Annotated in this window: 23 protein-coding genes and 1 tRNA gene; 7 read left to right on the top strand and 17 right to left on the bottom strand. The window is 67.0% G+C overall.

What is annotated here, in order from left to right:
- Positions 1 to 2: 2 nt before the first annotated feature.
- Positions 3 to 1,379 carry a cystathionine beta-synthase gene (locus WFH44_RS04870; RefSeq protein WP_336712206.1) on the bottom strand — a complete coding sequence of 459 codons (1,377 nt, stop codon included), beginning with the start codon at positions 1,377 to 1,379 and terminating at the stop codon, positions 3 to 5.
- Positions 1,380 to 1,485: 106 nt separating this feature from the next.
- Here WFH44_RS04870 and WFH44_RS04865 point away from each other — a divergent pair, with 106 nt between their 5' ends.
- On the top strand, positions 1,486 to 2,454 hold the full coding sequence (locus tag WFH44_RS04865; RefSeq protein ID WP_336712204.1) for a DNA-3-methyladenine glycosylase family protein: 969 nt from the start codon (positions 1,486 to 1,488) through the stop codon (positions 2,452 to 2,454).
- Here WFH44_RS04865 and WFH44_RS04860 read toward each other — a convergent pair.
- Positions 2,451 to 4,106 carry an AMP-binding protein gene (locus tag WFH44_RS04860; RefSeq protein WP_336712203.1) on the bottom strand — a complete coding sequence of 552 codons (1,656 nt, stop codon included), beginning with the start codon at positions 4,104 to 4,106 and terminating at the stop codon, positions 2,451 to 2,453. The two genes, WFH44_RS04865 and WFH44_RS04860, sit on opposite strands and share 4 nt — an antisense overlap.
- 37 nt (positions 4,107 to 4,143) lie before the next feature.
- Positions 4,144 to 4,530: a thioredoxin gene (gene trxA / locus WFH44_RS04855; RefSeq protein ID WP_336712202.1), complete on the bottom strand. Its 387-nt coding sequence runs from the start codon at positions 4,528 to 4,530 to the stop codon at positions 4,144 to 4,146.
- A gap of 173 nt (positions 4,531 to 4,703) precedes the next feature.
- Here trxA and WFH44_RS04850 point away from each other — a divergent pair, with 173 nt between their 5' ends.
- A complete protein-coding gene (locus WFH44_RS04850; RefSeq protein WP_336712200.1) occupies positions 4,704 to 5,111 on the top strand; it encodes a hypothetical protein in 408 nt (135 codons plus the stop codon).
- Positions 5,112 to 5,168: 57 nt separating this feature from the next.
- Here the strand turns inward: WFH44_RS04850 and WFH44_RS04845 are convergent, their stop codons facing one another.
- The 4 genes from WFH44_RS04845 to WFH44_RS04830 form a co-directional block, all read right to left on the bottom strand.
- Positions 5,169 to 6,770 (bottom strand): hypothetical protein, encoded by a 1,602-nt coding sequence (locus tag WFH44_RS04845; RefSeq protein WP_336712198.1) that lies wholly within the window; start codon positions 6,768 to 6,770, stop codon positions 5,169 to 5,171.
- A 12-nt stretch (positions 6,771 to 6,782) separates the two neighbouring features.
- Positions 6,783 to 9,101, bottom strand: coding sequence for a penicillin-binding protein (locus WFH44_RS04840; protein ID WP_336712197.1), 2,319 nt, complete (start codon positions 9,099 to 9,101; stop codon positions 6,783 to 6,785).
- Positions 9,102 to 9,339: 238 nt separating this feature from the next.
- A tRNA-Tyr gene (locus WFH44_RS04835) sits at positions 9,340 to 9,421 on the bottom strand.
- A gap of 136 nt (positions 9,422 to 9,557) precedes the next feature.
- On the bottom strand, positions 9,558 to 9,932 hold the full coding sequence (locus tag WFH44_RS04830; RefSeq protein ID WP_336712196.1) for a hypothetical protein: 375 nt from the start codon (positions 9,930 to 9,932) through the stop codon (positions 9,558 to 9,560).
- Between the two features lie 176 nt (positions 9,933 to 10,108).
- Here WFH44_RS04830 and WFH44_RS04825 point away from each other — a divergent pair, with 176 nt between their 5' ends.
- Complete coding sequence (locus tag WFH44_RS04825; RefSeq protein ID WP_336712195.1) at positions 10,109 to 10,600, top strand: YajQ family cyclic di-GMP-binding protein; 492 nt, start codon at positions 10,109 to 10,111, stop codon at positions 10,598 to 10,600.
- Positions 10,601 to 10,764: 164 nt separating this feature from the next.
- Positions 10,765 to 10,923: a DUF7455 domain-containing protein gene (locus tag WFH44_RS04820; RefSeq protein WP_336712193.1), complete on the top strand. Its 159-nt coding sequence runs from the start codon at positions 10,765 to 10,767 to the stop codon at positions 10,921 to 10,923.
- Positions 10,924 to 10,935: 12 nt separating this feature from the next.
- Here WFH44_RS04820 and efeB read toward each other — a convergent pair whose 3' ends face one another.
- The 8 genes from efeB to WFH44_RS04780 all read right to left on the bottom strand — a co-directional run bounded on the left by efeB (position 10,936) and on the right by WFH44_RS04780 (position 18,940).
- Positions 10,936 to 12,243: an iron uptake transporter deferrochelatase/peroxidase subunit gene (gene efeB / locus WFH44_RS04815; protein WP_336712192.1), complete on the bottom strand. Its 1,308-nt coding sequence runs from the start codon at positions 12,241 to 12,243 to the stop codon at positions 10,936 to 10,938.
- Positions 12,243 to 13,403 (bottom strand): iron uptake system protein EfeO, encoded by a 1,161-nt coding sequence (gene efeO, locus WFH44_RS04810; protein ID WP_442892868.1) that lies wholly within the window; start codon positions 13,401 to 13,403, stop codon positions 12,243 to 12,245. Before efeO ends, efeB begins: the two co-directional genes overlap by 1 nt.
- A gap of 52 nt (positions 13,404 to 13,455) precedes the next feature.
- Positions 13,456 to 14,310, bottom strand: coding sequence for an iron uptake transporter permease EfeU (gene efeU / locus WFH44_RS04805; RefSeq protein WP_336712190.1), 855 nt, complete (start codon positions 14,308 to 14,310; stop codon positions 13,456 to 13,458).
- A gap of 155 nt (positions 14,311 to 14,465) precedes the next feature.
- A complete protein-coding gene (locus tag WFH44_RS04800) occupies positions 14,466 to 15,149 on the bottom strand; it encodes a histidine phosphatase family protein (protein ID WP_336712188.1) in 684 nt (227 codons plus the stop codon).
- A gap of 12 nt (positions 15,150 to 15,161) precedes the next feature.
- The gene (gene htpX, locus WFH44_RS04795; protein WP_336712187.1) at positions 15,162 to 16,031 is read right to left on the bottom strand and encodes a zinc metalloprotease HtpX; all 870 of its coding nucleotides are present in this window, start codon (positions 16,029 to 16,031) and stop codon (positions 15,162 to 15,164) included.
- Between the two features lie 108 nt (positions 16,032 to 16,139).
- Complete coding sequence (locus WFH44_RS04790) at positions 16,140 to 17,420, bottom strand: MFS transporter (protein ID WP_336712185.1); 1,281 nt, start codon at positions 17,418 to 17,420, stop codon at positions 16,140 to 16,142.
- A gap of 18 nt (positions 17,421 to 17,438) precedes the next feature.
- Positions 17,439 to 18,152, bottom strand: coding sequence for an esterase/lipase family protein (locus WFH44_RS04785; protein WP_336712184.1), 714 nt, complete (start codon positions 18,150 to 18,152; stop codon positions 17,439 to 17,441).
- A complete protein-coding gene (locus WFH44_RS04780) occupies positions 18,146 to 18,940 on the bottom strand; it encodes an alpha/beta fold hydrolase (protein ID WP_336712183.1) in 795 nt (264 codons plus the stop codon). Before WFH44_RS04780 ends, WFH44_RS04785 begins: the two co-directional genes overlap by 7 nt.
- A gap of 112 nt (positions 18,941 to 19,052) precedes the next feature.
- Here WFH44_RS04780 and WFH44_RS04775 point away from each other — a divergent pair, with 112 nt between their 5' ends.
- Together WFH44_RS04775 and WFH44_RS04770 are read left to right on the top strand one after the other, a co-directional pair.
- Positions 19,053 to 19,514, top strand: coding sequence for a Fur family transcriptional regulator (locus WFH44_RS04775; RefSeq protein ID WP_336712182.1), 462 nt, complete (start codon positions 19,053 to 19,055; stop codon positions 19,512 to 19,514).
- Entirely contained in the window at positions 19,515 to 21,014 is a 1,500-nt protein-coding gene (locus tag WFH44_RS04770; protein WP_336712181.1) for a catalase, read from the top strand.
- Between the two features lie 114 nt (positions 21,015 to 21,128).
- Here the strand turns inward: WFH44_RS04770 and WFH44_RS04765 are convergent, their stop codons facing one another.
- Both WFH44_RS04765 and WFH44_RS04760 read right to left on the bottom strand, forming a co-directional pair.
- Entirely contained in the window at positions 21,129 to 21,461 is a 333-nt protein-coding gene (locus WFH44_RS04765) for an ankyrin repeat domain-containing protein (RefSeq protein WP_336712907.1), read from the bottom strand.
- 117 nt (positions 21,462 to 21,578) lie between these two features.
- On the bottom strand, positions 21,579 to 23,165 hold the full coding sequence (locus WFH44_RS04760) for an APC family permease (RefSeq protein ID WP_336712179.1): 1,587 nt from the start codon (positions 23,163 to 23,165) through the stop codon (positions 21,579 to 21,581).
- Between the two features lie 210 nt (positions 23,166 to 23,375).
- Between WFH44_RS04760 and WFH44_RS04755 the strand changes: the two genes are divergently transcribed.
- Entirely contained in the window at positions 23,376 to 23,618 is a 243-nt protein-coding gene (locus WFH44_RS04755; RefSeq protein ID WP_336712177.1) for a hypothetical protein, read from the top strand.
- The last annotated feature ends 16 nt before the right edge of the window (positions 23,619 to 23,634 follow it).

The raw sequence follows: 23,634 nt of genomic DNA, 5'->3' as shown, positions 1-23,634 counted from the left end.
CTTCAGCTCGTCAGATAGGTCAGCAGGTCGTGGCGGGTCAGCACGCCCACCGGCGCGCCCTCGAGGGTCACGAGAAGCGCATTGGCGGTCTGCAGCTTTTCCCGCGCGGCCGACAGCGAATCCAGGGCGCCGATGAGCGGCATGGTCGCTCCCATGTGGTCCCCGATCTTGTCCGTCAGCTTGGCTTCGCCCTTGAACAGCTGGGCGGTCAGCGTGCGCTCGTCCACGGAACCGAGCACCTCGCCCATCACCACCGGCGGCTCCTGCGAGAACACCGGCAGCGTGGAAACGCCGTATTCATTCATGATCCCGACGACGTCGCGGACGGACTCGGTCGGGTGGGTGTGGACCAGTTCCGGCATCCGGCCGTTCTTGCCCTTGAGGATCTCGCCGATCGTAGCCTCCTCCCCCGCGGCGATGAAGCCGTAGGAGCGCATCCACTCGTCGTTGAAGATCTTGGCCAGGTAGCCGCGGCCGGAGTCCGGCAGGATGACCACGACGACGTCGTCCGGGCCCAGGTCCTTGGCCACGCGGAGCGCCGCCACCACGGCCATGCCGGAGGAGCCGCCGACGAGCAGCCCTTCCTCCTTGGCCAGCCGGCGGGTCATCGCGAACGACTCCGCGTCGTTCACGGCCAGCACGTCGTCCGGCACGGACTTGTCATAGTTGCCCGGCCACATGTCCTCGCCGACGCCTTCGACGAAGTAGGGGCGTCCGCTGCCGCCGGAGTAGACGGAGCCTTCCGGGTCCGCGCCGATGATCTTCACCGGGCCGGACGGGCGGTCCGCCGAGACTTCCTTCAGGTAGCGGCCGGTTCCGGTGATGGTCCCGCCCGTGCCGGCACCGATCACTACGTGCGTGACCGTGCCGTCGGTGTCGCGCCAGATCTCCGGCCCGGTGGTCTCGTAGTGGCTCTGCGGTGCGGCGGGATTGGAGAACTGGTCCGGCTTGTAGCCGCCGTCGATCTCGCGCACCAGGCGGTCCGAGACACCATAATAGGACTCGGGGCTGTCCGGGGCTACCGCCGTCGGCGTGACCACGACATCGGCGCCATAGGCCTTGAGCACGTCCCGCTTCTCCACCCCGACCTTGTCCGGCGTGACGAAGATGGACTTGTAGCCCTTCTGCTGCGCCACCAGCGCCAGGCCGACGCCGGTGTTGCCGCTGGTCGGCTCGATCACGGTGCCGCCGGGCTTGAGCCGGCCGTCCTGCTCGGCCGCTTCCAGCATCTTGACCGCGATCCGGTCCTTGATGGAGCCGCCGGGGTTGAAGTATTCAACCTTCGCCAGGACGGTGGCGGCGATCCCCTCGGTCACTTTGTTGAGTTTGACCAGCGGGGTGTTTCCGATCAGGTCCAGGACAGAATTGGCATACTTCATGCGCCCAAATCTACCGGTCCCCCCAACGGCACTCATAGCCGGCGCTAAGAAAGCTTCACATCCGAACGCTGCCGCCGCGGCCCTCGGATCGTGCGACGATTAAGCCATGCCCCCGCTGACCGCCTCCGCCGCCCCACGCGCCGACGCGGTCGCCGAGCTCATGCTCCCGGCGGACTATGACCTGGCGGGAACCCTGGGTGTCCTGGCCCGCGGGAAGCAGGACCCCACCATCCGGTTCACGCACGACGGCGTGTGGCTGGCGTACGCAGCGGCGGAGGGTCTGGTGTCGCTGCGGTTAACGGCCCGGCGCGGCCCGCAGGGCACCACCGTCGAGGCCAGGCTTTGGGGTCCCGGGGCGGACTCGGCGCTGGCCGGGCTCCCCCGCCTGCTCGGCGCCGACGACGACTGGAGCGCCTTCGATGATCCGGGCTTCCAGGCCACCCTCCCGACACTCGTGTCCCGTCCGCGCCGGCTGCATCCCGGGCTGCGGCTGCCCGCCACCGGCCGGATGGTCGACGCGCTGGTGCCTGCCGTCCTCGAACAGAAGATCACCACGATCGAGGCCCGCTACTCGTGGCGCTACCTGGTCAGCCGGCATGGTTCGCCCGCCCCCGGTCCCGCCCCCGACGGCCTGAAGGCGGCCCCTTCCGCGGGGCAGTGGCGCCGCATCCCCTCATGGGAATGGCATCGCGCCGGCGTGGACTCAAAGCGGTCGGGCACCATCCTGCGCGTCTGCGGCGCGGCCTCCGGGCTGGAACGCCTGGCCGCCGCGGAGCCGGGAGATGGACTGGCCGCGAAACTGTGCTCGGTTCCCGGGATCGGCCCCTGGACCGCCGCCGAGACGGCCCAGCGCACCCACGGCGATCCGGACTCGGTCTCGGTCGGAGACTTCCACCTCGCCGCGTTCGTCGGCTACGCACTGACCGGGCGCAAGACGGACGACGCCGGCATGCTGGAACTGCTGGAGCCGTGGCGCGGGCACCGCCAGCGCGTGGTGCGGATGCTCGTGCTCAGCGGCTTCCGCAAGCCCGCCTTCGGACCGCGGCTGGCCCCGCAGGACCACCGCTTCCATTAGTTCGCATCCGGACCGGCGTGCAGCCGCCCGGCGGCGGCCTCCCGCATCTCGCCCTTCCGGATTTTCCCGGAGACCGTCATCGGGAATTCCCGGTAGATCTCCACGTACTTCGGGATCTTGTAATGGGCCAGCCGGCCCCGGCAGAACCGATCGATATCCGGCGCCGTCAGCTCGGCCGCTCCCGGCTTGAGGATGATGCAGGCCAGCAGCTCCTCGCCGTACCTCTCGTCCGGGACGCCGATCACCTGCACGTCCTGGATGTCCGGGTGGGTGTAGAGGAAGCCCTCGATTTCGCGGGGATAGATGTTCTCGCCCCCGCGGATGACCATGTCCTTGATCCGGCCTTCGATGATGATGTAGCCGTCCTCGTCCATGCTGGCCAGGTCCCCGGTATGCATCCAGCCGTCCGGGTCGATGGCCTCGGCGGTCTTGTCCGGATCGTTCCAGTACCCCTGCATGACGCTGTAGCCCCGGGTGTGCAGCTCGCCGATCACGCCGCGCTCCAAGGTCCCGCCGGTCGAGGGATCGACGACGCGGTTCTCCAGGTGCGGCATGGTCCGCCCGACCGTCGAGGTGCGGCGCTCAATGCTGTCCTCGCTGCGCGTCATGGTCGAGACCGGCGAGGTTTCGGTCATCCCGTAGCAGATGGCGACCTCCGCCATGTGCATGTCATTGATGACGCGCTTCATGATTTCCACCGGGCACGGCGAGCCGGCCATGACCCCCGTGCGCAGGGTAGAGAGGTCGTAGTCCTCGAAGTCCTGGAGCGCGAGTTCGGCGATGAACATCGTCGGCACGCCGTAGAGGGAGGTGCCGCCGTGGTCCTGGACGGCCCGCAGGGTTTCCGCCGGCGCAAAACTGCGGCCGGGCAGGATGGCGGCGGCCCCGTGCGAGTAGATGTTCAGGTTGCCGATCACCATGCCGAAGCAGTGGTAGAACGGCACCGGCAGCACCACCCGGTCTTCGGGCGTGTACCCGAGCAGCTCGCCGATGAAGTAGCCGTTGTTCAGGATGTTCCGGTGCGTCAGGGTCGCGCCCTTGGGGAAGCCGGTCGTCCCGGAGGTGTACTGCAGGTTGATCGGATCGTCCGGCGCGAGCCCGTCCATCCGGTCCCGCAGGGCCTGCTGGGGAACCGACTCCGCGGCGCCGACCACCCTGGCAAGGTCCGTTTCCCCGGCACCTGCCGCACCGCCGTCGTTACTAATGACCACGATTCGGGTCAGGTCCGGGCACGACGCCAGCACGGCGCGGGCCATGCCGACGTAGTCGCTGCGGCTGTCCGACGGCGCGGTGATGAGCATCCGCATCCCGCACTGCCGGACGACGAACTCCACCTCATGCAGGCGGTAGGCCGGATTGACGTTGACCAGGACCGCCCCGATCTTGGCCGTGGCGTACTGCACGAGCGTCCACTCGGCGCAGTTCGGCGACCAGATGCCCACCCGGTCCCCGGCCGCGATGCCGAACGCCATCAGGCCGCGGGCCAGCAGGTCCACGTCGCGGTCCATTTCCGCATAAGTCCAGCGCCGTCCGGTCGCGGCCTCGATCAGCGCATCCCGCTCGGCGAAACGCGCCGCTGCCTCCTCGAAATCCTGGCCGATCGTGGCCTCCAGCAGAGGCGTGTCCGTGGGCGCAGCGGAATACGAGAGCATCGGCGCATCTCCTAGGGCTGAGGGGCTATTGCTCCTGCTATTCTGCCTTGCCCTGGGCTGCCTCGGCCTGCTGCGCGGCGATCTGGGCGTGGACTTCCTTCATATCCAGTCCCTTGACGGCGTCGACGAGCTCGCCGAACTGCGTCGGGTTCAGTGCGCCGGGCTGGGAGAAGACCAGCACCTTCTCGCGGAAGGCCATCAGCGTGGGGATGGAGGTGATGCCGGCCGCCGCGGCGAGGCTCTGTTCGGCTTCGGTATCAACCTTGGCGAAGACAACGTCCTCGTGCTGCTGCGAGACGGAATCGTAGACGGGGGCGAACTGCTTGCAGGGGCCGCACCAGTCGGCCCAGAAATCGACAAAGACGATGTCGTTCTCTTCGATGGTCTGCGGGAACTGGGCCTCGGTGATATTGATCGTTGCCATGTCCCCCACGTTATCGGTACGGGGTTGATGTGTCGCCTCTGTTCGCTCACCGCATGAGCGCTATCCACAGGCGCGGCATGATGCCTTCCGGTGGCGACGCTGCCGCCCCTAGGGTCTACACCAGCAAAGCGGCAACCGTGCCGCACGGCAAAGGATGTACTAAGGAGGCACCATTGGAACGCCAAACGGCACTGGTCGTTACCGCGGGGCTCCCCCTCAAAGCCGCCATCCGCCAAAGCATGCGGCTGGTTGACGGCCTCTTGGAGGGCCTCCCCTACGCCCACGACCCCTCGAGGACCGAGCTCTACGCTGCCGGAATGGCGGGGACGCTCCGGGCCAAGCTGGTCCTGCCGCGCGGGCTGCCCGGAGCCGATCCGTTCCAAACCTCGTCCGGACCGCTGCGCTTCATCTGGTCCGGCGGGGCGTGGTTCACCCCGGGCAGCTGCCCGCCCGCGCCCTGTGACGACAACGGGGCGACGGCCTGGCAGTGGCTGCACTTCAATGCCCTGCACCGGGTCCCGCCGGACTCGGCCTGTTTCCTCTGGGACATCTATCCGCTCGACGCGGCCGACGCCGCGTAGCAGCCCGGCGGCGGGTTCACGGATCCGCAGACCCGGGTTCCCGGATCGGCAGGATGCTCAGCGGCGGTCCGCCGGCCGCGGGTCCTTGGGCTGCTCGGGTTCGGCAGGCTCCGGCGGCGGGGCCTGGGACAGGATGGCCGGTTCCGTTACCGCCGAGTCACAGTCGACCTGCGCGGGGGCGGGCTCTTCCGTCTCTTCCTGCTTCTTGTTGTCCTTTTTGTCTTCGTCCTTCTCGTCTTCGTCGGCTTCCTTCTTGCGGTCTTCGGCCTGTTGGCGGGCCTCCTCCGCGGCGTCGCGGTTGTCGGCCTCGCACTGGTCCAAGGCGTTCTCATAACGGTTGCGCGCATTGTCCTGGTTCACGAAGAACAGCGAGCGCTCCGCCAACTTGGCCTCGTAGGCGTCGTAGGCCACCCAGAAGTCCGACCAGTCCTCGCCGATCGCGTCCCAGGCCTTATTGACCTTGGCCACGTCCGCCGCGTAGTCCTTGTACTCTGCCGCCTCATCCACGTAGCGGTCATAAGCGTTCCAATAGTCGAGCACGTCCTGCTGCCACCGGACGGTTCCGTCCGCCAGTTTGTCCTTGCCCGCCTGGCGGCGTTTGGCGTTGGCCTGTTCCGCGGCCTGTGCGTCGAAAACCACCGGGCTCATCCCGGTGAAGGCCCAGCCGCAGCCCGGCCCGGTCTTGTCCTCCGCGAGCACTGCGACGTTGGCCTGCGTCACGGGAGCCTCGTCCGGGCTTGCGGGCGCCTTGGGAACCTCCATCCGATCCGGCATGAGCGGCCAGACCGGGTAGACCGGCTCCGCGGCCGGACGGGCGCGCTGGATCTTGATCTTCGGGCCCGGCAGGCCGACGGCTTCCGCCTCCGCGTCCTCCGACAGCCGGGGCAGCGGAAGGTCCCGCACCGAAACCTTCTGCTCGACCGTGTACGGCTTGTACCCCTCGGCCGACCAGGGCGAACGGCGGGCATCGCCTGCTGTGGACTGCTGGTCGGCGCACACGCCTTCCAGCCGGTCCGCCAGGTGCCGGTCGAATTCCCGCGCGGCATCGGAGAGCGGGGCGCCTTCCGCTCCGGAGATGAACACCAGCACGTCGCCGCGGCGGAAGGCCACCACCTGGGCGGAGTTGAATCCTTCGTAGGTCAGGACCCGGTGCGCCTCGGCCCCGGGCTTCTTGCCGCCGAAGGCCCTGGACCGGACGGCGACGCTTCCCCCGGCGCACGAGTCCGCATCATCGATCAAGGCATCCATGACCTCGGCGCCCAGACCCGCGGAGTAGGCCGTGGTCACGACCTGGATCCGCTGGCGGTCGACGCTGAACAGCCTGGACAGCGCCACGGCCGGAGCGGTCCCATCGGGCGGGCAGGAGAACGGCAGGGGCTGCGTAGCCGATCGCTGGACGCTGCCGCCGGTCTTCCAGCCCTTGGGCGCCGTCTCCAGCGCTCCGGCCAGCGACTCCTCGGCCGGCACATCCCGGATCTTGGCCGCCACGGGCTCCGGCGCCTTTTCGACGGCCGTCGCCTGCTCGGTCGGCTCCGGCTCGGAGCCGACCAAGGGGGCGCCGGCCAGGTGCAGGGCGAACAAACCGGTGCCGGTCACCAGCGAAAGGCTCAGGGCTCCCGCGGCGAGCGCCATGCCGGGGCGCTTCTCGAAGACAGACATAACGGGCCTCCCCTATCCCTTGTCCGGTACGGTGATCGCGGTGTCGCTACCGTGGCTCAGCGTGATCGACACTTCCTGGCGGTATCGCAGCGATCCCCCGGCACGCGGAGTCTGCGCCACGACCACGCCCGGCGGCTGGAGCGGATTGGCTTTTGCCGTCTCCTCTTTCACCACCGGCGTCAGGTTGTTCCGCAGCAGCACGGTGATGGCCTCGTCGACCTTCATGCCCCGAACGTCGGGAATGGACTTGTCCGTCTGCATCCCGAGGCCGACCGAGGCGGCGTCCGGAAGCGGCTCCGCCGACTTTCCCTTCAAGGCACCTTCCATGGTCGCTTTCCAGACCGGACCGGCCACCTCCGCGCCCGTCAGGTCGTAGTAGGTGGTGCCGTAGGCATCCACCTTGTCCAGCGGATACTGCCCGCCGCCGCGGGGGTCCCCGAGCCAGACCGCGGTTGAAAGCTGAGGCGTGAGGCCCACGATCCAGTTGGCCGAAAAATCGTTGGTCGTGCCGGTCTTGGCGCCGGCCTCGCGGCCCTTGAGCTTGCCCAGGCCGCTGAGGGTGCCGCCGGACTTGAACGGCTCCTTCAGCGCGTCCGCGACGGTATCCGCCACGCCGGGATCGATGCCCTGGTGGCAGTCGGTGTCCGGAACCGGGAGTTCCTCGCCGTTGTCGGTGCGGACCGCCCCGGTGATGGTTACGGGATTGCATACCACACCGCCGCTGACGAAGGAGGCGTAGGCATTGGCCATTTCCAGCGGCGACACTTCATAGGCACCCAGCGCCAGCGAGGCCTCGTGGCCGCTCAGGCTGTCCGTCGGAATCGAGGTGATGCCAAGGGTCTCGGCGAACTTGGCCACGTCGATCACGCCGGTCCGTTCGATCAGTTTGACGAAGTAGACGTTGACGGATTTCCGGATGGCCTCATAGGCGTCGATATTGCCGTAGTTAATGAAGCCGTAGTTGTGGAACCCCTCCGCCGGGTCATCGAGCGTCGGCGAATAGTACGGACCGCTGGAGTTGTAGCGCTGCGATGCCGGGACGCCCTCGCTCAGTGCCGCGCCAAGCACGATCGGCTTCATGGAGGAACCCACCTGGAACTCGCTCTTGGCGAAGACGACCTGCGTCTTGCCTTTGCCTTGGCCCCAGCCGCGGTTCTGCGTCACCGCGGCGATGTGCCCGGTTCCCGGTTCGACGACGGCCACTCCCAGCGCGGCGCGGTTCTTGTCCCCGAGCGCCTTGGTGACCGCCTTGCGCCCTGCTTCCATTGCCTGGCGGTCGAGTCCGGTCGTCAGGATCATGCCGCCGCGGGACAGCCGATCCGCCCGCTCCTCCGGGGTGGCACCGAATGCCCGGTTCTCCAGGATCTCTTCGCGCACCAGTTCGCAGTAGAACGGGTACTCCGAATCGCCGCAGCTCGAAGGCACCGTTCCCCGCTCCAGTTCCAGCGGAGCTTTGCGTGCGGCATCAGCCTCGGCGGTCGTGATCGTGCCGTTGTTCTCCAGCACGCCCAGCACCGTGTTGCGGCGCGACGTCGCTGCTTCGGGATGCAGGAACGGGTCGTAGACGCCCGGCCCTTTGAGCAGTCCCACGAGCAGCGCGGACTGCTGGAGGTTCAGCTTGGCCGCGGTGGTGTTGAAGTAAATGCGGGCGGCGGCTTCGACCCCGTAGGCGCGGTTGCCGAAATAGACGGCATTGACGTACATCTTCAGGATCTCGTCCTTGCTGAGCGTCTGCTCAAGATGCACGGCGTACTTGGATTCACGGATCTTGGCGTTGTAGGTGTCCCCCGTGGCAACCGACTGCTCGGCCTCATCCCGGGCGTTGTTGACCATAATGTTCTGGACCAGCTGCTGGGTAAGCGTCGACGCGCCCTGCGTGTTGCTGGAGACCGCGTTGTTGACCAAGGCACGGGTCATGCCGTAGGGGTCGACGCCATGGTGCTCGTAGAAGCGCACGTCTTCGGTGCCGACGAGAGTGTCGCGGAACGTCTGGGAAACGCTTTTCAGCTCGACGTCAATGCGGTTCTCGCTGTAGAAGCGGGCGAACTCCTTGCCCTTGTTATCGAGCAGCACTGTGTGCTGCGGCAGGGAGCGATCCAACGGGACGTCGGACGGCAACTCTTCCCACAGGTTCACCAGGGAGTTCGCCCCGGCAGCCACGGCCACGGCCCCCGGGGCCACGAGCGTCCCCACGCTCAGGGCCACCACCGCCACCGCACCGGCCCACACCGCGACACGGCGACGCCAGGTGCGATCCGGCTCCGCATAGCCAGCCGGGGCAGACTCCATGAGTTCACCCAGGCTCGTCGAAGCCGTTTTCTTTCGCCCCATTCGGTTCTCCTGACAACTCAGAACGCCCTTGGTACCAGCCACTCCAATGTGTCACCGGCTATCGATATGTACAGAGTACGTGCAGTCCCACCGTCCTCAAGGGAACCAATGGAGTGTTGCTGCCACATGACTTAAGAAGTCTCCGAAGGGCGCCTTGGGGAAAGCCCGGGACACACCGGCAAAGAAAAGATCCCCGGATCCTGCATCGTTATGCAGGATCCGGGGATCTTCAGGCCCGTGGCAGATGAGGGATTCGAACCCCCGTAGGCAGTGCCAGCTGATTTACAGTCAGCCCCCTTTGGCCGCTCGGGTAATCTGCCGGGCGTCTTCAGTGAAGACCGCTTCCGTAAGTGGAAGCAAGACAACTTTACAGAAGATCTGCCGAAGAACGAAATCGGGCGGGCACGGGTCGCCTACCAGGCACCGGAGCCGCCTCCAGCCCGGCGAACCGGCGCCCTAAAGGCCGGCGCTGATCCGCGATTCGATCTGCGCGACGAAGTGCTCCGCCTGGGCCGAGGTGACCAGGCCCCAGGCGACCGCCTGGTCCATTTCGGCTCGCACCCCGTCAAGGCGCTGGCTCGCGCTCGGCCCGCCCGGCTGCCCCGCGCCCTGCGTTTCGGGCTGGCGCCGTTGGGTTAGGTCCGCTTCCCGGCGGACGTAGGTGGCGATGCCCGCAGCGGCGACCTCTGAATGCATGGCCTCGAAGGCCGGAACGGCCGCCGTGGCCGGAGACGACCCCAAGACACCGAACGCCGTCACCGCGGCCGCAGTGAGGAATGACCCCGCCGCTGCTCGTATGGATCGGACAAGGTACCGCCGGCGGCTCGCCATGCAACGTGCTCCTTCAATAGTTTGGTCGTTCAAACAACGTCTCCAGTCTTTCCGGAAAGTTTGGACAAGTACTGGCTGCTCCCTGAAGACAAGCTGGGAACGGGGAACCGCCTTCGCGGCTGCGGGACGAAGTAGGCTAGGCGCAGAGCACATCACCCTGACCAAGAGGAGGCAACATGGCCAGCGAATCATCGTTCGACGTCGTCAGCAAAGTCGACAAGCAGGAAGTCGCCAACGCCCTGAACCAGGCGCAGAAGGAACTGGCGCAGCGCTACGACTTCAAGGGAGTCGGTGCTGAAGTCGATTTCAGCGGCGAGAAGATCCTGATGAAGGCGAACTCCGAGGAACGCGTGAAGGCAGTCCTCGACGTCCTCCAGTCCAAGCTCGTCAAGCGCGGCATTTCCCTGAAGTCCCTCGACGCGGGCGAACCGTTCGCTTCCGGCAAGGAATACCGGATCGAAGCGGGGATCAAGGAAGGCATCGCCCAGGACCAGGCCAAGAAGATCAACAAGATCATCCGCGACGAAGGCCCCAAGGGCGTCAAGTCGCAGATCCAGGGCGACGAGCTTCGCGTCAGCTCAAAGTCCCGTGACGACCTCCAGGAGGTCATCACGCTGCTGAAGTCCTCCGACCTGGACGTCGACCTCCAGTTCATCAACTACCGCTAGGCGCGAGGAACCCGGGGCCAAGAGGCCCCGACCGCGCCCGAAAAGGAGCCCCAGGGCCGCAGCCGGAAAACCCAAGGCTGCGGCCCGTGGCATTCCAAGCCAAGCCCAAGCATTGAAGGCCACACTTGGGGGAAGGTCAACGCCACTACCTTCAGGAGCGCGACATGTTGTGTGACCGCTGCGGATCCCACGCCTACGTCCATGTAATTCTCGACACCGGCGGCATGCTGTCCTGGTGCGCGCATCACTACCGCGAGCACGAACAGGCCCTGTTCGCCTACGCCATCAGCATCCAGGACGAACGCCACCTGCTGGACGCCTAGCGCCGGTGCGCCTCAGGCGGCGGCGAACAGCCCCTGCCCCAGCCAGCCGTCCTGTTCCACCCCGGGCGGGACGGCAAACAGTCCGGAGCCGGTGTGCCTGAGGTACTCCGCCAGGGCGTCGTTCTTGGCCATCGCTGCCTGCATCGGCACGTAGTGCGTCCGAGGGTCCGTCACGAAAGCGATGAAGAACAGCCCGGCGTCCAGCCGGCCGAGACCGTCTGATCCGTCGGTGTAGTTGAATCCGCGGCGCAGCATCCGGACGCCGCCGTTCCTCGACGGATGCGCCAGCGCCACGTGCGAATCTGCGGGAACCAGCGGGCCTGCGCTGCCCTTGAGCGTGAAGTCCGGCTCGGTGAATTCCTTTCCTCCGGATAGCGGCGCACCTTCCCGCTTGGTGCGCCCGACCACCGCCTCCTGCTCGCGAAGCGAGGTGCGGTCCCAGGTCTCGATATGCATCCGGATGCGGCGTGCGACCAGGTAGCTGCCGCCGTTCATCCAGGCTTCGCCGCCGCCGGCGTTGGAAACCCACACATGCTTTTCCACAGCATCCGCGTCCTCGCTCTTGAGGTTTGCGGTGCCATCCTTGAACCCGAACAGGTTGCGCGGCGTGGCCTGTGCTGCGGAGGTCGATGAAGTGCGCCCGAAGCCGATCTGCGACCAGCGCACGCGGGCCCGGCCGAACGCGATCCGCGCCAGGTTGCGAACCGCGTGGACGGCCACCTGCGGATCGTCGGCGCAGGCCTGGACGACGATGTCGCCGCCGCTGCGCGCCTCCTCGAGGGCGTCGCCCGGGAAATGGGGCAGTTCGATGAGTGCCGGCGGCAGGCGGTCGGCGAGGCCGAAGCGGTCCTCGCCGTCCTGCTTAAACAGCGTGCGGCCGAAGCCGACGGTGACGGTTAGGTGGCTCGCGGTGAGGTCGGCGGCTTCACCGGTATCCTCGGGCGGAGCCTCATAGTCACCCGACGCCGCGCCGCCGACGCCGATCTCCTTGCCCTCGGTCATGGCCGCAATGGCGGCCGTCCATTCCTTGAGCAGCGAAACCAGTTCTTCTTTGTCGGCGGTCGTGACGTCGAAGGCGGCCATGTGCATCCGGTCCTGTGCGGGCGTGACGATGCCGGCTTGATGCGGACCGTGAAATGGCACGACGTCGGACACCTCCCGCTCCTGGCGCGTGCCGGCCAGTGCCGGTCCCGCAAGCACACCGGCGGCGAGGCCCAGGCCGCCGGTGCCGGCGGCCGCGAAAAGCGTACGGCGGCTCACACCGCGCCGTGGTGCCGCGGCCTCGGGGCCGCCACCGGCGGGAAGGTTGCCGCCCGCCATTACTTGACCACCGCGGCCGTCAGCTTTGACAGCGGCTCGCTGAGAGCGTCGACGGCGGCGCTCAGTTCCTGCACCTGGGCCTCGGACAGCTCGTCGTAGGCAATGAATCCGTCGCCCTTCCGATGCTGGTCCAGCAGTTCCTGCACGGCCGCGAAGTTCTTCTCCAGCGACGCGTCCAACTCGGCTTCGCCGTCGGCCAGCAGCGGCTTGAGGTCCTCGTAGGCGATCCGGGCACCCTCGATATTCGCCTGGAAATCCCACAGGTCCGTGTGCGAAAAGGCCTCTTCCTCGCCGGTCACCTTTCCGGTGGCCACCTCGTCGAGCAGTTCCTTGGCTCCGTTGGCCAGTTTGTCCGGGGTGAACTCCAGCTCCTGGGTGCGGTGATGAAGCTCTTCGGTATCGGCGACCAGCTGGTCGGCCAGTTGCTGGCGCTGGGACGCGGTCAGGGCCTTGTAACCCGAATCGGGCTGCCACAGCTCCTTCTCGGCACGGTGCCAGCCGGTCCACTCCTGGCCCGGCTCCAGGTCGGCCTCGCGGGCATCGAGGATCGGGTCGAGGTCGCCGAAGGATTCGGCAACGGGCTCGATCCGCTCCCAGTGCATCCGGGTGGGAGCATACAGCTGGCGGGCGGCCTCCGCGTCACCGGCGGCGAATGCCTTCGCAAAGTCCTTGGTCCCCGCCAGCAGCTGCTCGGACTGCTCCTTGACGTAGGCCGAATACTGGGAGGCCGCGGTCTGCTGGAGCGCGGCACGGTCGGCGGATACCGTCGTTCCCTCCGGCGGAGTCGTGACGGTGAAGGCGGCGCGGACGCCTTCACCGGCCATGCCCGGCTTGCAGGCGGCGACATACTTGCCCTCCGGCGCCATGACGACAAGATCGCGGCTCAGGCCCGGGCCGATGTTCTCCACCTCGCCGATAATCCTCAGCCCGTCCTCGGCCAGCAGGTAGAACTCCGTAACCTCGGTGCCCTCGTTCCTGACCTGGAACTTCAGGGTGCCGCCTTGGGCGGTGCCCGTGGAGAGCTTGCATTCCTGGGCGGTGCTGGTGACCTGGACGGCGCCGTCGCCGGAGGCCTGGGTCGTGTTGTCGGTACAGCCGGCCAGCAGCAGGGCCGCAGCGGTAGCGGCCGCGGCGGGGCGGAGGGCACGGGTAATCATCATGGGAAGTCGTCCTTATGGAATCAGGGTGGTTCGGGGCGGAGTGGACGGGCCGTCAGGCGGCCGCGGTCACGGACCTGTCGGCGGCAGCCTTACCGTGGCCGGAACGGATGCGGCGGAAGAACAGAATCATGGTCGGCACCACGTACAGCAGCCAGGCAGCGGCTTCGAAAGTGGTGGTAGCCGGCGAGAAGTTGAAAACGCCCTTAAGGAGCGTGCCGTACCAACTGCCCGGCGGAACGGCGGCCGAGACGTCGAACGCGAGGGCGTGCAGTCCGGGCAGGATGCCCGCTTCCTGCAGGTCGTGGACGCCATACGCCAGCACCCCGCCGGCAACGACGATCAGCACCGCGCCGGTCCAGGTGAAGAACCGGGACAGGTTGATCCGCAGCACGCCCTGGTGCAGCAGGACACCGAGCAGGATCGCGGCGGCGATGCCCAGGACGGCACCGGCGATGGGCTCCCAGGTCTCCCCCGTCGCGCGGGCGGCGGCCCAGAGGAAGAGCGCCGTCTCCAGCCCCTCGCGGCCCACGGCCAGCGCCGCGACGAGCGCCAGGCCCCAACTCTTGGCGTCCGGCGTCCCCGCGGCCTTATCCACCCGGAGGCGCAGGTCGCGCCCGAGCGTCCGGGAGGCGGCGGCCATCCAGAACACCATCCAGGTCACGAAGCCGACGGCCACAATGGACAGGATGCCGCCGATGGCCTCCTGCGCCTCGAACGTCAGCCCGCGGGGACCGAAGGTCAGCAGCGCCCCGAATCCGGCCGACACGGCGGCGGCCACTGCGACGCCGGCCCAGACGCGCGGCATGAGGTGGGCCCGCCCGGTCCTGGCCAGGTAGGCCATCAGCAGGACCACGATGAGCGTCGCTTCAAGCCCCTCGCGGAGGCCGATTAGAAAATTGGCGGTCACGGCAAGCTTCCTTCTGGTTAGCCCAGCCTAAGTTAGGCAAGGCTTGGTTCAGAAGAATTGTGCGCCGCGCTACATTCAATTGCAAACCTGCGGGCGTAAAACACGTTCGAGGACGTCATACGCCCACGTGGGCGGCGCTTCTGCCGATGCCGCTCTTACCGGCCGCCGTCCGTTTCCACCACCCCGGCTGCGGAATCGCCGGCCGGCCCGTCCGCCAGGGTATCCTCCACAGCCGGACCGCCCACGGCCTCGCCCATCCACGTCACGGCTTCCCAATCGCTGCCCGATCCTTCGAGCACGACGACGCCGGTGTTGCTGAGGATGTTGCGGGCGGCAAACTCCGCATCAAGGTTCTTGGCCCGCGCTCCGGCCCAGCTGCGGATCATCGCCCCGTGGCTGAAGAGCGCCACCGTGCCCAGGCCCTCGGCCTCCGCCTCGGCGACCACGTCGTCGAATCGGCCGAACGTTTCAAAGCCGTCCGGCCCGCCGGGCATCCTCCGGTCCAGCTCCCCGGCAGTCCAGGCGAAAACAGTGCGCAGATAGACGGCGATCGATTCGCCATCGCCAAGCATCTCGTACTCGCCGGCCGAGATCTCCCGCAGGCCGTCCCGGATTCCGACATCCAGGCGCGTGGACCCTGCCAGCGGCGATGCCGTCAGCTGCGTCCTGATGGCCGTCGAGGCATAAAGCGCCTCGATCGGCTCCTCAGCCAAGGCCACCGGCAGCGCGCGGGCTTGCTCATGGCCCAGCCGGGTCAGCTCGGGCCCGGGAACGGCGGTGTCCAGCAGCCCCTTGATATTGGACGGCGTCTGGCCGTGGCGGATCAGCAGCAGCCTCATGCGCCTGCCCCGTCAGGAGCCGAGCGGACGGCCGGCCATCCGCTCCAGCCGTGCCACCCGGTCATCCATCGGCGGATGGGTGCTGAACAGCTTGCCAACACCGCCGCCCTTGAAGGGGTTGGCGATCATCAGGTGGCTGGTATTGACGAGCTTCTGGTCCTGCGGCAGCGGAGCCGCCTGGGTACCCCGCTGCAGCTTGCGCAGCGCCGAGGCCAGGGCCAGCGGATCCTCCGTCAGCTTGGCGCCGTCCTCGTCGGCGTCGTACTCCCGGGTCCGGCTGATCGACATCTGGACCAGCGCGGCGGCGATCGGCGCGAGCAGCGACATCGCCAGCAGCGCGATCGGGTTCGCATTGCGGTCCCTGCCGCCGAAGAACAACATGAACTGTGCGACCGAGGTGATCACACCGGCGACGGCGGCGGCAACCGAGGAGGTCAGGATGTCGCGGTTGTAGACGTGCATCAGCTCGTGGCCGAGGACGCCGCGCAGCTCGCGTTCGGTGAGCAGCCGCAGGATGCCCTCGGTGCAGCAGACCGCGGCGTTCTGCGGGTTCCGCCCGGTGGCGAACGCGTTGGGGGCCTGCGTCGGCGAAACATAGAGCCGCGGCATCGGCTGGTTGGCACGCGCGGACAGCTCGCGGACGATCCGGTACATCTCGGGCGCCTGCTGCTCCGTCACCGGGTAGGCATGCATCGCCCGGATCGCCAGCTTGTCGCTGTTCCAGTAACTGTAGGCCGTCGTCCCCAACCCGATCAGCGCCATGATCCAGATCCAACTGCTGCTGCCCGTGCCGCTGGCCAGCAGTCCTCCGATCCCGAGCAGGATGGCGAACAGCACGCCGAACAGGACGGCGGTCTTCAAACCGTTGAAATGATGGTGCACCGCTTCAAGTCTCCTTCTGCGAACGACCGGCCGGCCGCCGTCGTACTGGCCGCCCCCGCGATGGGACCGGACACTTCCTATAACGTGCTGGCTTGGCCTACTGTTCCATCACGGTTCGGGATGGCGGTCATCGTAGCCGGCAAACCGCGGCTGCCAGCGGTGCAGCAGCCAGACGGCAAGCACGCAGGCCAGCCCGCCCGCAAGCGCTGCCATCCCCTCGCCGAGCCACTGGCCGTTGCCGCCGGCCACCGCGTCGCCCAGCCGCGGGCCGCCCGCGACCACCACGATAAAGATCCCCTGGAGCCGCCCGCGCATTGCGTCCGGCGTCGCGGATTGCAGAATGGTGTTGCGGAAGACTCCGCTGACCGTGTCCGCCGCGCCGGCGGCCATCAGCGCGGCCGCCGAGGGCAGCAGCCAGGGGCTAACGGTTCCGTCCAAGGGCGGACCATCGTTGCGGGCCAGTACGACGACGGCGCCAAAGACCGCGACGGCGGTTCCCCATAGTGCCACGCACCATAGCACGGCCAGGCCCTGCCGGCGGACCTGGCCCAGCGGGCCGGAAAACAGCGCTGCCAGGAAGGCGCCGGCGGCAACCGCGGCGAGCAGGATGCCCGCCGTCGCCTCCCCTCCCCCGAGCACGACGGCTCCGATGGCAGGCATCAGCGCGCGGGGCTGGGCCAGCACCATCGCGGCCAGGTCCACCAGGAACGTCATCCGGATGTTCGGCCTGGTGCGCAGGAACTGCAGGCCCTCCAGGACCGACCGCAAGCCGGCCCGGTGCACGTCACCCTCCGGGGGCAGCGGCGGCAGGCGGAACAGCGCCCACATCGCCGCGGTGAACGTAATGACGTCGATGGTGTAGGTCCAGCCAAAGCCCACGTTGGCCACGAGGACGCCGGCCAGCAGCGGGCCCAGCGCCATGCCCAGGCCGAACGTCATCATGTTCAGCGCATTGGCCGCCGGCAGCAGCTGCCGCCTGACCAGCCGCGGGATGATCGCGTTGCGGGCCGGCTGGTTGACGCCGGCGGCTGCGGAGTGGATGGCGATGAGCACATACAGCAGCCAGACCTGCCCCAGCCCGGACCACGCATGGAGGGCGAAGAGGCCGGCGCAGGCCCAGAGCACCAGCCCCGAATACAGTGCCACCTTGCGGCGGTCGTAGGCGTCCACGATGGCCCCGCCATAGAGCCCGGCGAGCACCAGCGGGACCAGCCCGACGATGCCGATCGCGCCGACCGCCAGGGTGGAGCGGGTGAGGTCATAGACTTCCAGGCTGACGGCGACCAAAGTCAGCTGGGCGCCGACCGAGGACAGCGACGTGCCGGTCCAAAGCCGCCGGAAATCCGGACTCTTCTTGAGCGGCGTTGTGTCGGCAAGGAGTCTCGGCATGAGCAGATTCTAGTTTGCTCAGGCACCTTTCCTTGGCAGCCGGTCCCTAATGATCTGCAGCGGGCGAGGATCGGCGATGACACGGAAATGCCCGAATTTCTCCAGCACGATGTTCTCGGCATCGGCCAGATGGCTCCCGCCGGGGATATGGGGATCGAACTTACTGAATACCGAGGTGATGCGGCTGTGGGCAGCCCGCTTCCTGGCCAGTGCAAGCAGCGCAGGATTCCGGGGCGCGAAGGCCCGAATGCTCGGGTCCAGGAAGAAACGGGCATAGTGCGAGCCGGAGAACGGTGTATTGACGGCAACCATATGGCGGATCCGGCCCGCCGATGCGGGCAGAGTCATCAGAAGCTTGCCGATCAACCCGCCCTTGCTGTGCGCCACAATGGTCACGTTCGAGATCTCGGCCGCCTCCAGGTAGGCAGTGACCAAGGCGGCCATCTTGGCCACCGTTCCGCGGTTGTATCCCAGAGTCCGCACGACGTGGACCGGGTGGCCATCCGCATGCAGGGCATCAGCGATCGGCTTGAGGAACTGCCAGTTTTCGTATACCCCCGGCAGCAGCAGTACGGGAGCGTCCTTACGCTCTCCGGCCTCAAGGTAGGGCAAAGGATCATGCCGGAACAGGAAGCCGTGGGCCTGCCTATGGGCCACATAGGCATAGTCCAGCAGCCAGCCCCATGCCCGGCCCGCAAGCGCCCGCAGCGCGGCCCTCGGTGTGCTCAGCATGCCCGCTCCGCGACCTCTTGGCAGTATGCCGCGACCGTTTCCGGACGGCCGAACATCAGCGCGTGGGGCTCGCCCTCGATCTCGACAAAACGACCCCTCGGTGCAGCCGCGGCCAGTTCCGCCGCCCATTCGCGCGGCACGATCGGATCGCGTCCTCCTCGGACAATCAGCGTAGGGACTTGGATTATGGGCATTACGTCCTCAAGATGGTGCCGCAGCAGCTCCTGCAGGGTTCGGAAGTACCAGCGCGGGCCGGACCGGAAGTAGTCGCTCAGGACGATCCAAACCAGCTGCGGAGACTCGCGGAGGGCGTCCTGGGCCAGCCGCAGTGCCTGCAGCCGTCCGCTGCGTTCATGCCGGTTGGCTGACGGGCTGAGCAGCACCAGTGCCTGCACCAGCCCCGGGCAGGAGACCGCCAGTTCCGCAACGATCTGCGCACCCATGGAGTGCCCGATCAGCACCGCTGAATCCACGCCGATCCGGGCCAAGGCTTCGCGGACCAATGCTGCGAACTGCGCAATGGCCACCTGTTCCTGCGGAGATTGCGCCCCGCCGAAACCGGGCAGTTCCACTGCATGTACAGTCCCTATTCTAGCAAGTGCTTCGGCCAGGGGCCCAAAGTAGCGCGGCGAGACCCCGATGCCGGGCACGAGCACGTAGGACTGGCCCCCCTTGCCCCGGGTCGTGATCCTCAACTCGCAGCCGCCGATATCGACGCTCAACTGCCGCGTTTTGTCCATCTCGTCGGCTCCGCTCTCCGTGAGGGAAATGGTAGTCCAAAGCGCCATCGACCGCCCAGGCCCGGGAGGATGCCGCACCGCTCCTCCCTCGCCTCTGATTCGTGACGGGGCCACAAAACTTTTTCTGGACTCAGTCCAGAAAACCTGCCATGATCGTGGCATGGTCGACATGAGGAAGCCGGAGGAGCTGCTGCGCGGAGCGATGTTGCGCGTGACCCGTCCTCGTACTGCAGTGCTGGAGGCAGTACGCGCACACCCTCATGCCGACGCCGACACCATCACCGGGGTGGTGCGGGACGAGCTCGGCACGGTGTCCAAGCAGGCCGTGTACGACGTGCTCTCCGCGCTGACCGACGCCAGGCTGGTGCGCCGGATCGAACCTTCGGGTTCGCCGGCCCGCTATGAGGCCAGGGTCGGCGACAACCATCACCACGTGGTGTGCCGGATTTGCGGCGCGATCGAAGATGTCGATTGCGCCGTGGGCGCAGCGCCGTGCCTTTCGGCGGCCGATGACCACGGCTTCGAGATTGACGAGGCCGAGGTCACTTACTGGGGCACATGCCCGGCCTGCGCCGCCCAGCAGGACCGTCATATGGAAGATCCGACAAGGAGCAATAAATAGATGGCTGACAACACCAAGCCGCTGACAACCGTTGCGGGCGCACCCGTAGCGGACAACCAGGACAGCTTGACCGCCGGGCCGCGCGGTCCGATGCTGCTCCAGGACGTCTGGTTCCTGGAGAAGATGGCGCACTTCGACCGTGAGGTCATCCCCGAGCGCCGCATGCACGCTAAGGGATCCGGTGCCTTCGGTACCTTTACGGTTACCCACGACATCTCGAAGTACAGCTCCGCGAAGATCTTCTCCGAGGTCGGCAAGAAGACCGAGATGTTCGCCCGTTTCTCCACCGTTGCCGGCGAGCGCGGAGCGGCCGACGCCGAACGCGACATCCGCGGCTTCGCCCTGCGGTTCTACACCGAAGAGGGCAACTGGGACGTGGTCGGCAACAACACGCCGGTCTTCTTCTTCCGCGATCCGCTGAAGTTCCCGGACCTCAACCACGCGGTCAAGCGCGACCCGCGCACCAACCTGCGCAGCGCCGAGAACAACTGGGACTTCTGGACCAACCTGCCCGAGGCCCTGCACCAGGTCACCATCGTCATGTCGGACCGCGGCATTCCCGCGAGCTACCGCCACATGCACGGCTTCGGCTCGCACACCTACAGCTTCATCAACGACGCCGGCGAGCGCTCCTGGGTGAAGTTCCACTTCCGCACCCAGCAGGGCATCAAGAACCTCAACGACGCCGAGGCAGCCAAGCTGGTCGGCGAGGACCGCGAGTCGCACCAGCGCGACCTCTTCGACTCCATCGAGCAGGGCGACTTCCCCAAGTGGACCCTCTTTGTGCAGGTCATGCCGGAAGCCGAGGCGGAGACGTACAAGTACCACCCGTTCGACCTCACCAAGGTCTGGTCCAAGAAGGACTACCCGCTCATCGAGGTCGGCGAGTTCGAGCTCAACCGCAACCCTGAGAACTACTTCGCCGACGTCGAGCAGGCTGCCTTCACTCCGGCCAACGTGGTCCCGGGCATCAGCTTCTCGCCCGACCGCATGCTGCAGGGGCGCCTGTTCTCCTACGGTGATGCCGCCCGCTACCGCCTGGGCGTCAACCACCACCAGATCCCGGTGAACTACCCGCGCGGCGCCAAGCTCGTGAACTCCTTCCACCGTGACGGCGCCATGCGCGTCGACGGCAACCAGGGCGCGACCCCGGGCATCAACCCGAACTCCTACGGCCGCTGGCAGGAACAGCCGGCCTACCGCGATCCGGCCCAGGCCGTGGGTGCCGTGGCCGACCGGTTCAACTACCGCGAGGACGACGCCAACTACTTCGAGCAACCGGGCATCCTCTTCCGCGAGAAGATGACCGAGGAACAGCGGCAGGTCCTGTTCGAGAACACCGCCCGTGCGATCGACGGAGCCTCCCAGGCGACCATCGAACGGCACATCGCCAACTGCACGCAGGCCGACCCGGCCTACGGCGAAGGTGTGCGCAAGGCGATCGAGGCCCTCCAGGCCGGCAAGATCTCCCCCGTCGATGTGAACACCGACTCCGCCTAATCTCCTAGAGGCATGACTGCCCGGGACCAGCCGACGCGGCCGGTCCCGGGCAGTTTTTTATGGTCCGGGCGGCCGGATGGTGGCCCTGGCGGTCCGGTCCGGCCGGATCGTTCTTTAGTGGCCGAGGAGATGCTCCCGGCCGAACATCTTGGCCGCGTCGCGCGCGCTCGGGGTGCCGGCGTCCACGTCCGCCCCGGCCGCGAGCAGCCTGGCCACCACGGCATCCTCGCCCTTGAAAAGGGCCCCGGCAACCGGGGACTGGTCGCGCGCATTGCGGATATCGGGATCCGCCCCGCGCTCCAGCAACATCGCAACGGTCTCCTCATGTCCGTGGTAGGCGGCCAGCATCAGCAAGGTGTTGCGGCTGTCGTCGGCCACGTCGACCGGGAGGCCGTGGTCGAGGAACTCGGCCAGCTCCGCACTCTTCCCTTCCCGCGCCAGGTCCATGGCGAGTTCGATAATCCTCTGGGTCTGTTCAGCGTTCAACGGCTCGTTGTTGGTCACGTCTCCAGCCTAGGCGAAGCCCTTCGGCGCCGACGTCATACTTCCGGAGAGGCGAAGGTACTACGGCTCCGGGTGGTCTCCGTGTTCCTTCCGCAGCCGCACCCGCTCCTCGTGTTCCCGGCGGTGCTGTTCGTGTTCCATTCGATGGTGCTCCTCCCGCTCGTATTCGAGCGGGATTAGCTCCGGATGGTTCAGCCGCGAGTGCTGCCGGCCGTACAGGAAGTAGATGACCAGGCCGATGGCCAGCCAGATCGCGAAGCGCACCCACGTGAGCGTGGTCAGGTTCAGCATCAGCCAGAAGCAGAGTACCGCCGACATGATGGGGATGACCGGCGAGAGCGGGACCCGGAAGGCACGCGGCAGGTCCGGCCGCTTCTTCCGCAGCACGACGATGCCGATGCTCACCAGCACGAAGGCCGAGAGGGTGCCGATGTTGATCATCTCTTCGAGGACGTCCACATTGGTGAAACCGGCCACGAGCGCGACCAGGGCGCCGGCCACGATCTGGACGCGCGCCGGCGTCCGCCGGCGTTCGGTGGTGTGGCTCAGCCAGCGCGGCAGCAGCCCGTCCCGGCTCATGGCGAAAACGACCCGCGCCAGGCCCAGCAGGAGCACCATGATGACCGTGGTCAAGCCGATCAGGATGCCGATCGAAATGACCTGCGCCGCCCAGTCCGCGCCGACGTTGATGAACGCGGTGGCCAGGGATGCCTCGTCCGCGGCCGCCAGGTCCGTGTAGGACACCATGCCCGTCAGGGCCAGCGTCACCAGGATGTAGAGCACGGTCACGATTGCCAGGCCGCCGAAAATGCCGCGCGGCAGGGTCTTCTGCGGGTTCCGCACTTCCTCGGCGCTGGTGGCAACGACGTCGAACCCGATGAAGGCGAAGAACACCAGGGCCGCGCCGGCCAGGATGCCCAGTACCCCGTACTGCTGCGGCTCGGCGCCGCTGAGGAAGGAGAACAGCGACTGGGTCCACGCGCTTCCCCCGGTTCCGGTAGTGGGCACCGGTTCCGGAACGAACGGCGTGTAGTTTTCCGTGCGCACGTACATGAAGCCGACGACGATCACGAACAGGACAATCGCCACCTTGATCAAGGTGAAGACGTTGTTCACCCGGGCCGACAGTTCCGTGCCAAGGACGAGCAAGGTCGTGAATATGGCAACGATCAGCAGCGGGCCCCAGGTCAGCTCGAGGCCGAAGAAGCTCACGGTGGTGGGAACGTTGATGTCGAAGAGCAGGAAGACGTTGCTGAGGTAGATGCCCCAGTACTTGGCAATGACGGCGCCGGCCGTGAACAGCTCGAGGATCAGGTCCCAGCCGATAATCCATGCGAGCAGTTCGCCGAGGGTCGCGTAGGTATAGGTGTACGCGCTGCCGGCAACAGGAATGGCGGAGGCGAACTCGGCGTAGCACATGATCGCCAGGAAGCACGTGACGGCCGCCAGCACGAAGGACAAGGTCACGGCCGGGCCTGCATAGCTGCCGGCGGCCTTCGCGCCGACGGAGAAGATGCCCGCCCCCACGGCCACCGCCACGCCCAGGATCATCAGGTCGAAGGTACTCAGCGTACGTTTAAGCTGGTGCCCCGGCTCATCCGTGTCCGCTATGGACTGCTCAATCGACTTGGTCCGGAAGAGGCTCATAGGTCAAGTATTCTCGCGAAGCCCCTCGTTGAATACCTTTTTCCGGCTATTGCCCGGGGCCGGCCGACTGCCGCCCTTGGAGCCCCTCGGCGTGTCCCGGTTGGGGGTTACGGAAACTCCAAGATGCGGGCCCCATACTGGTAGAAGGAACCGGAGCGTCAGGCCGGTCCAACCGGAAACGGTTCCACGCACAACCAAGGGGCGGGTCAAGTGGACACCAAGCGGTCGCTGCTGCAATGGTGCAGCGCGAAACTATGGGGAAGGCCGGACATTGTGCCGGCCGCACGGGACATTCCGGCGCGCCGGAACGTCCTGATCGAGGACAATTCGGACAAACTGATCACCAGCCTGCGCTCAACCTATCCGGGCGCCCGGATCAGCAGCGTCGGCGGGTACAAGGTCCGCCTCGAGCTCCCCAGCGGGGACGTGCTGAGCTTCTACGTCAACACCTGACCCGGCCCGGCCGGGG

It is taken from the genome of Arthrobacter sp. USHLN218 (assembly GCF_037144715.1).
Taxonomy (GTDB): domain Bacteria; phylum Actinomycetota; class Actinomycetes; order Actinomycetales; family Micrococcaceae; genus Crystallibacter.
This window is presented reverse-complemented; position numbering and strand designations above follow the sequence as displayed.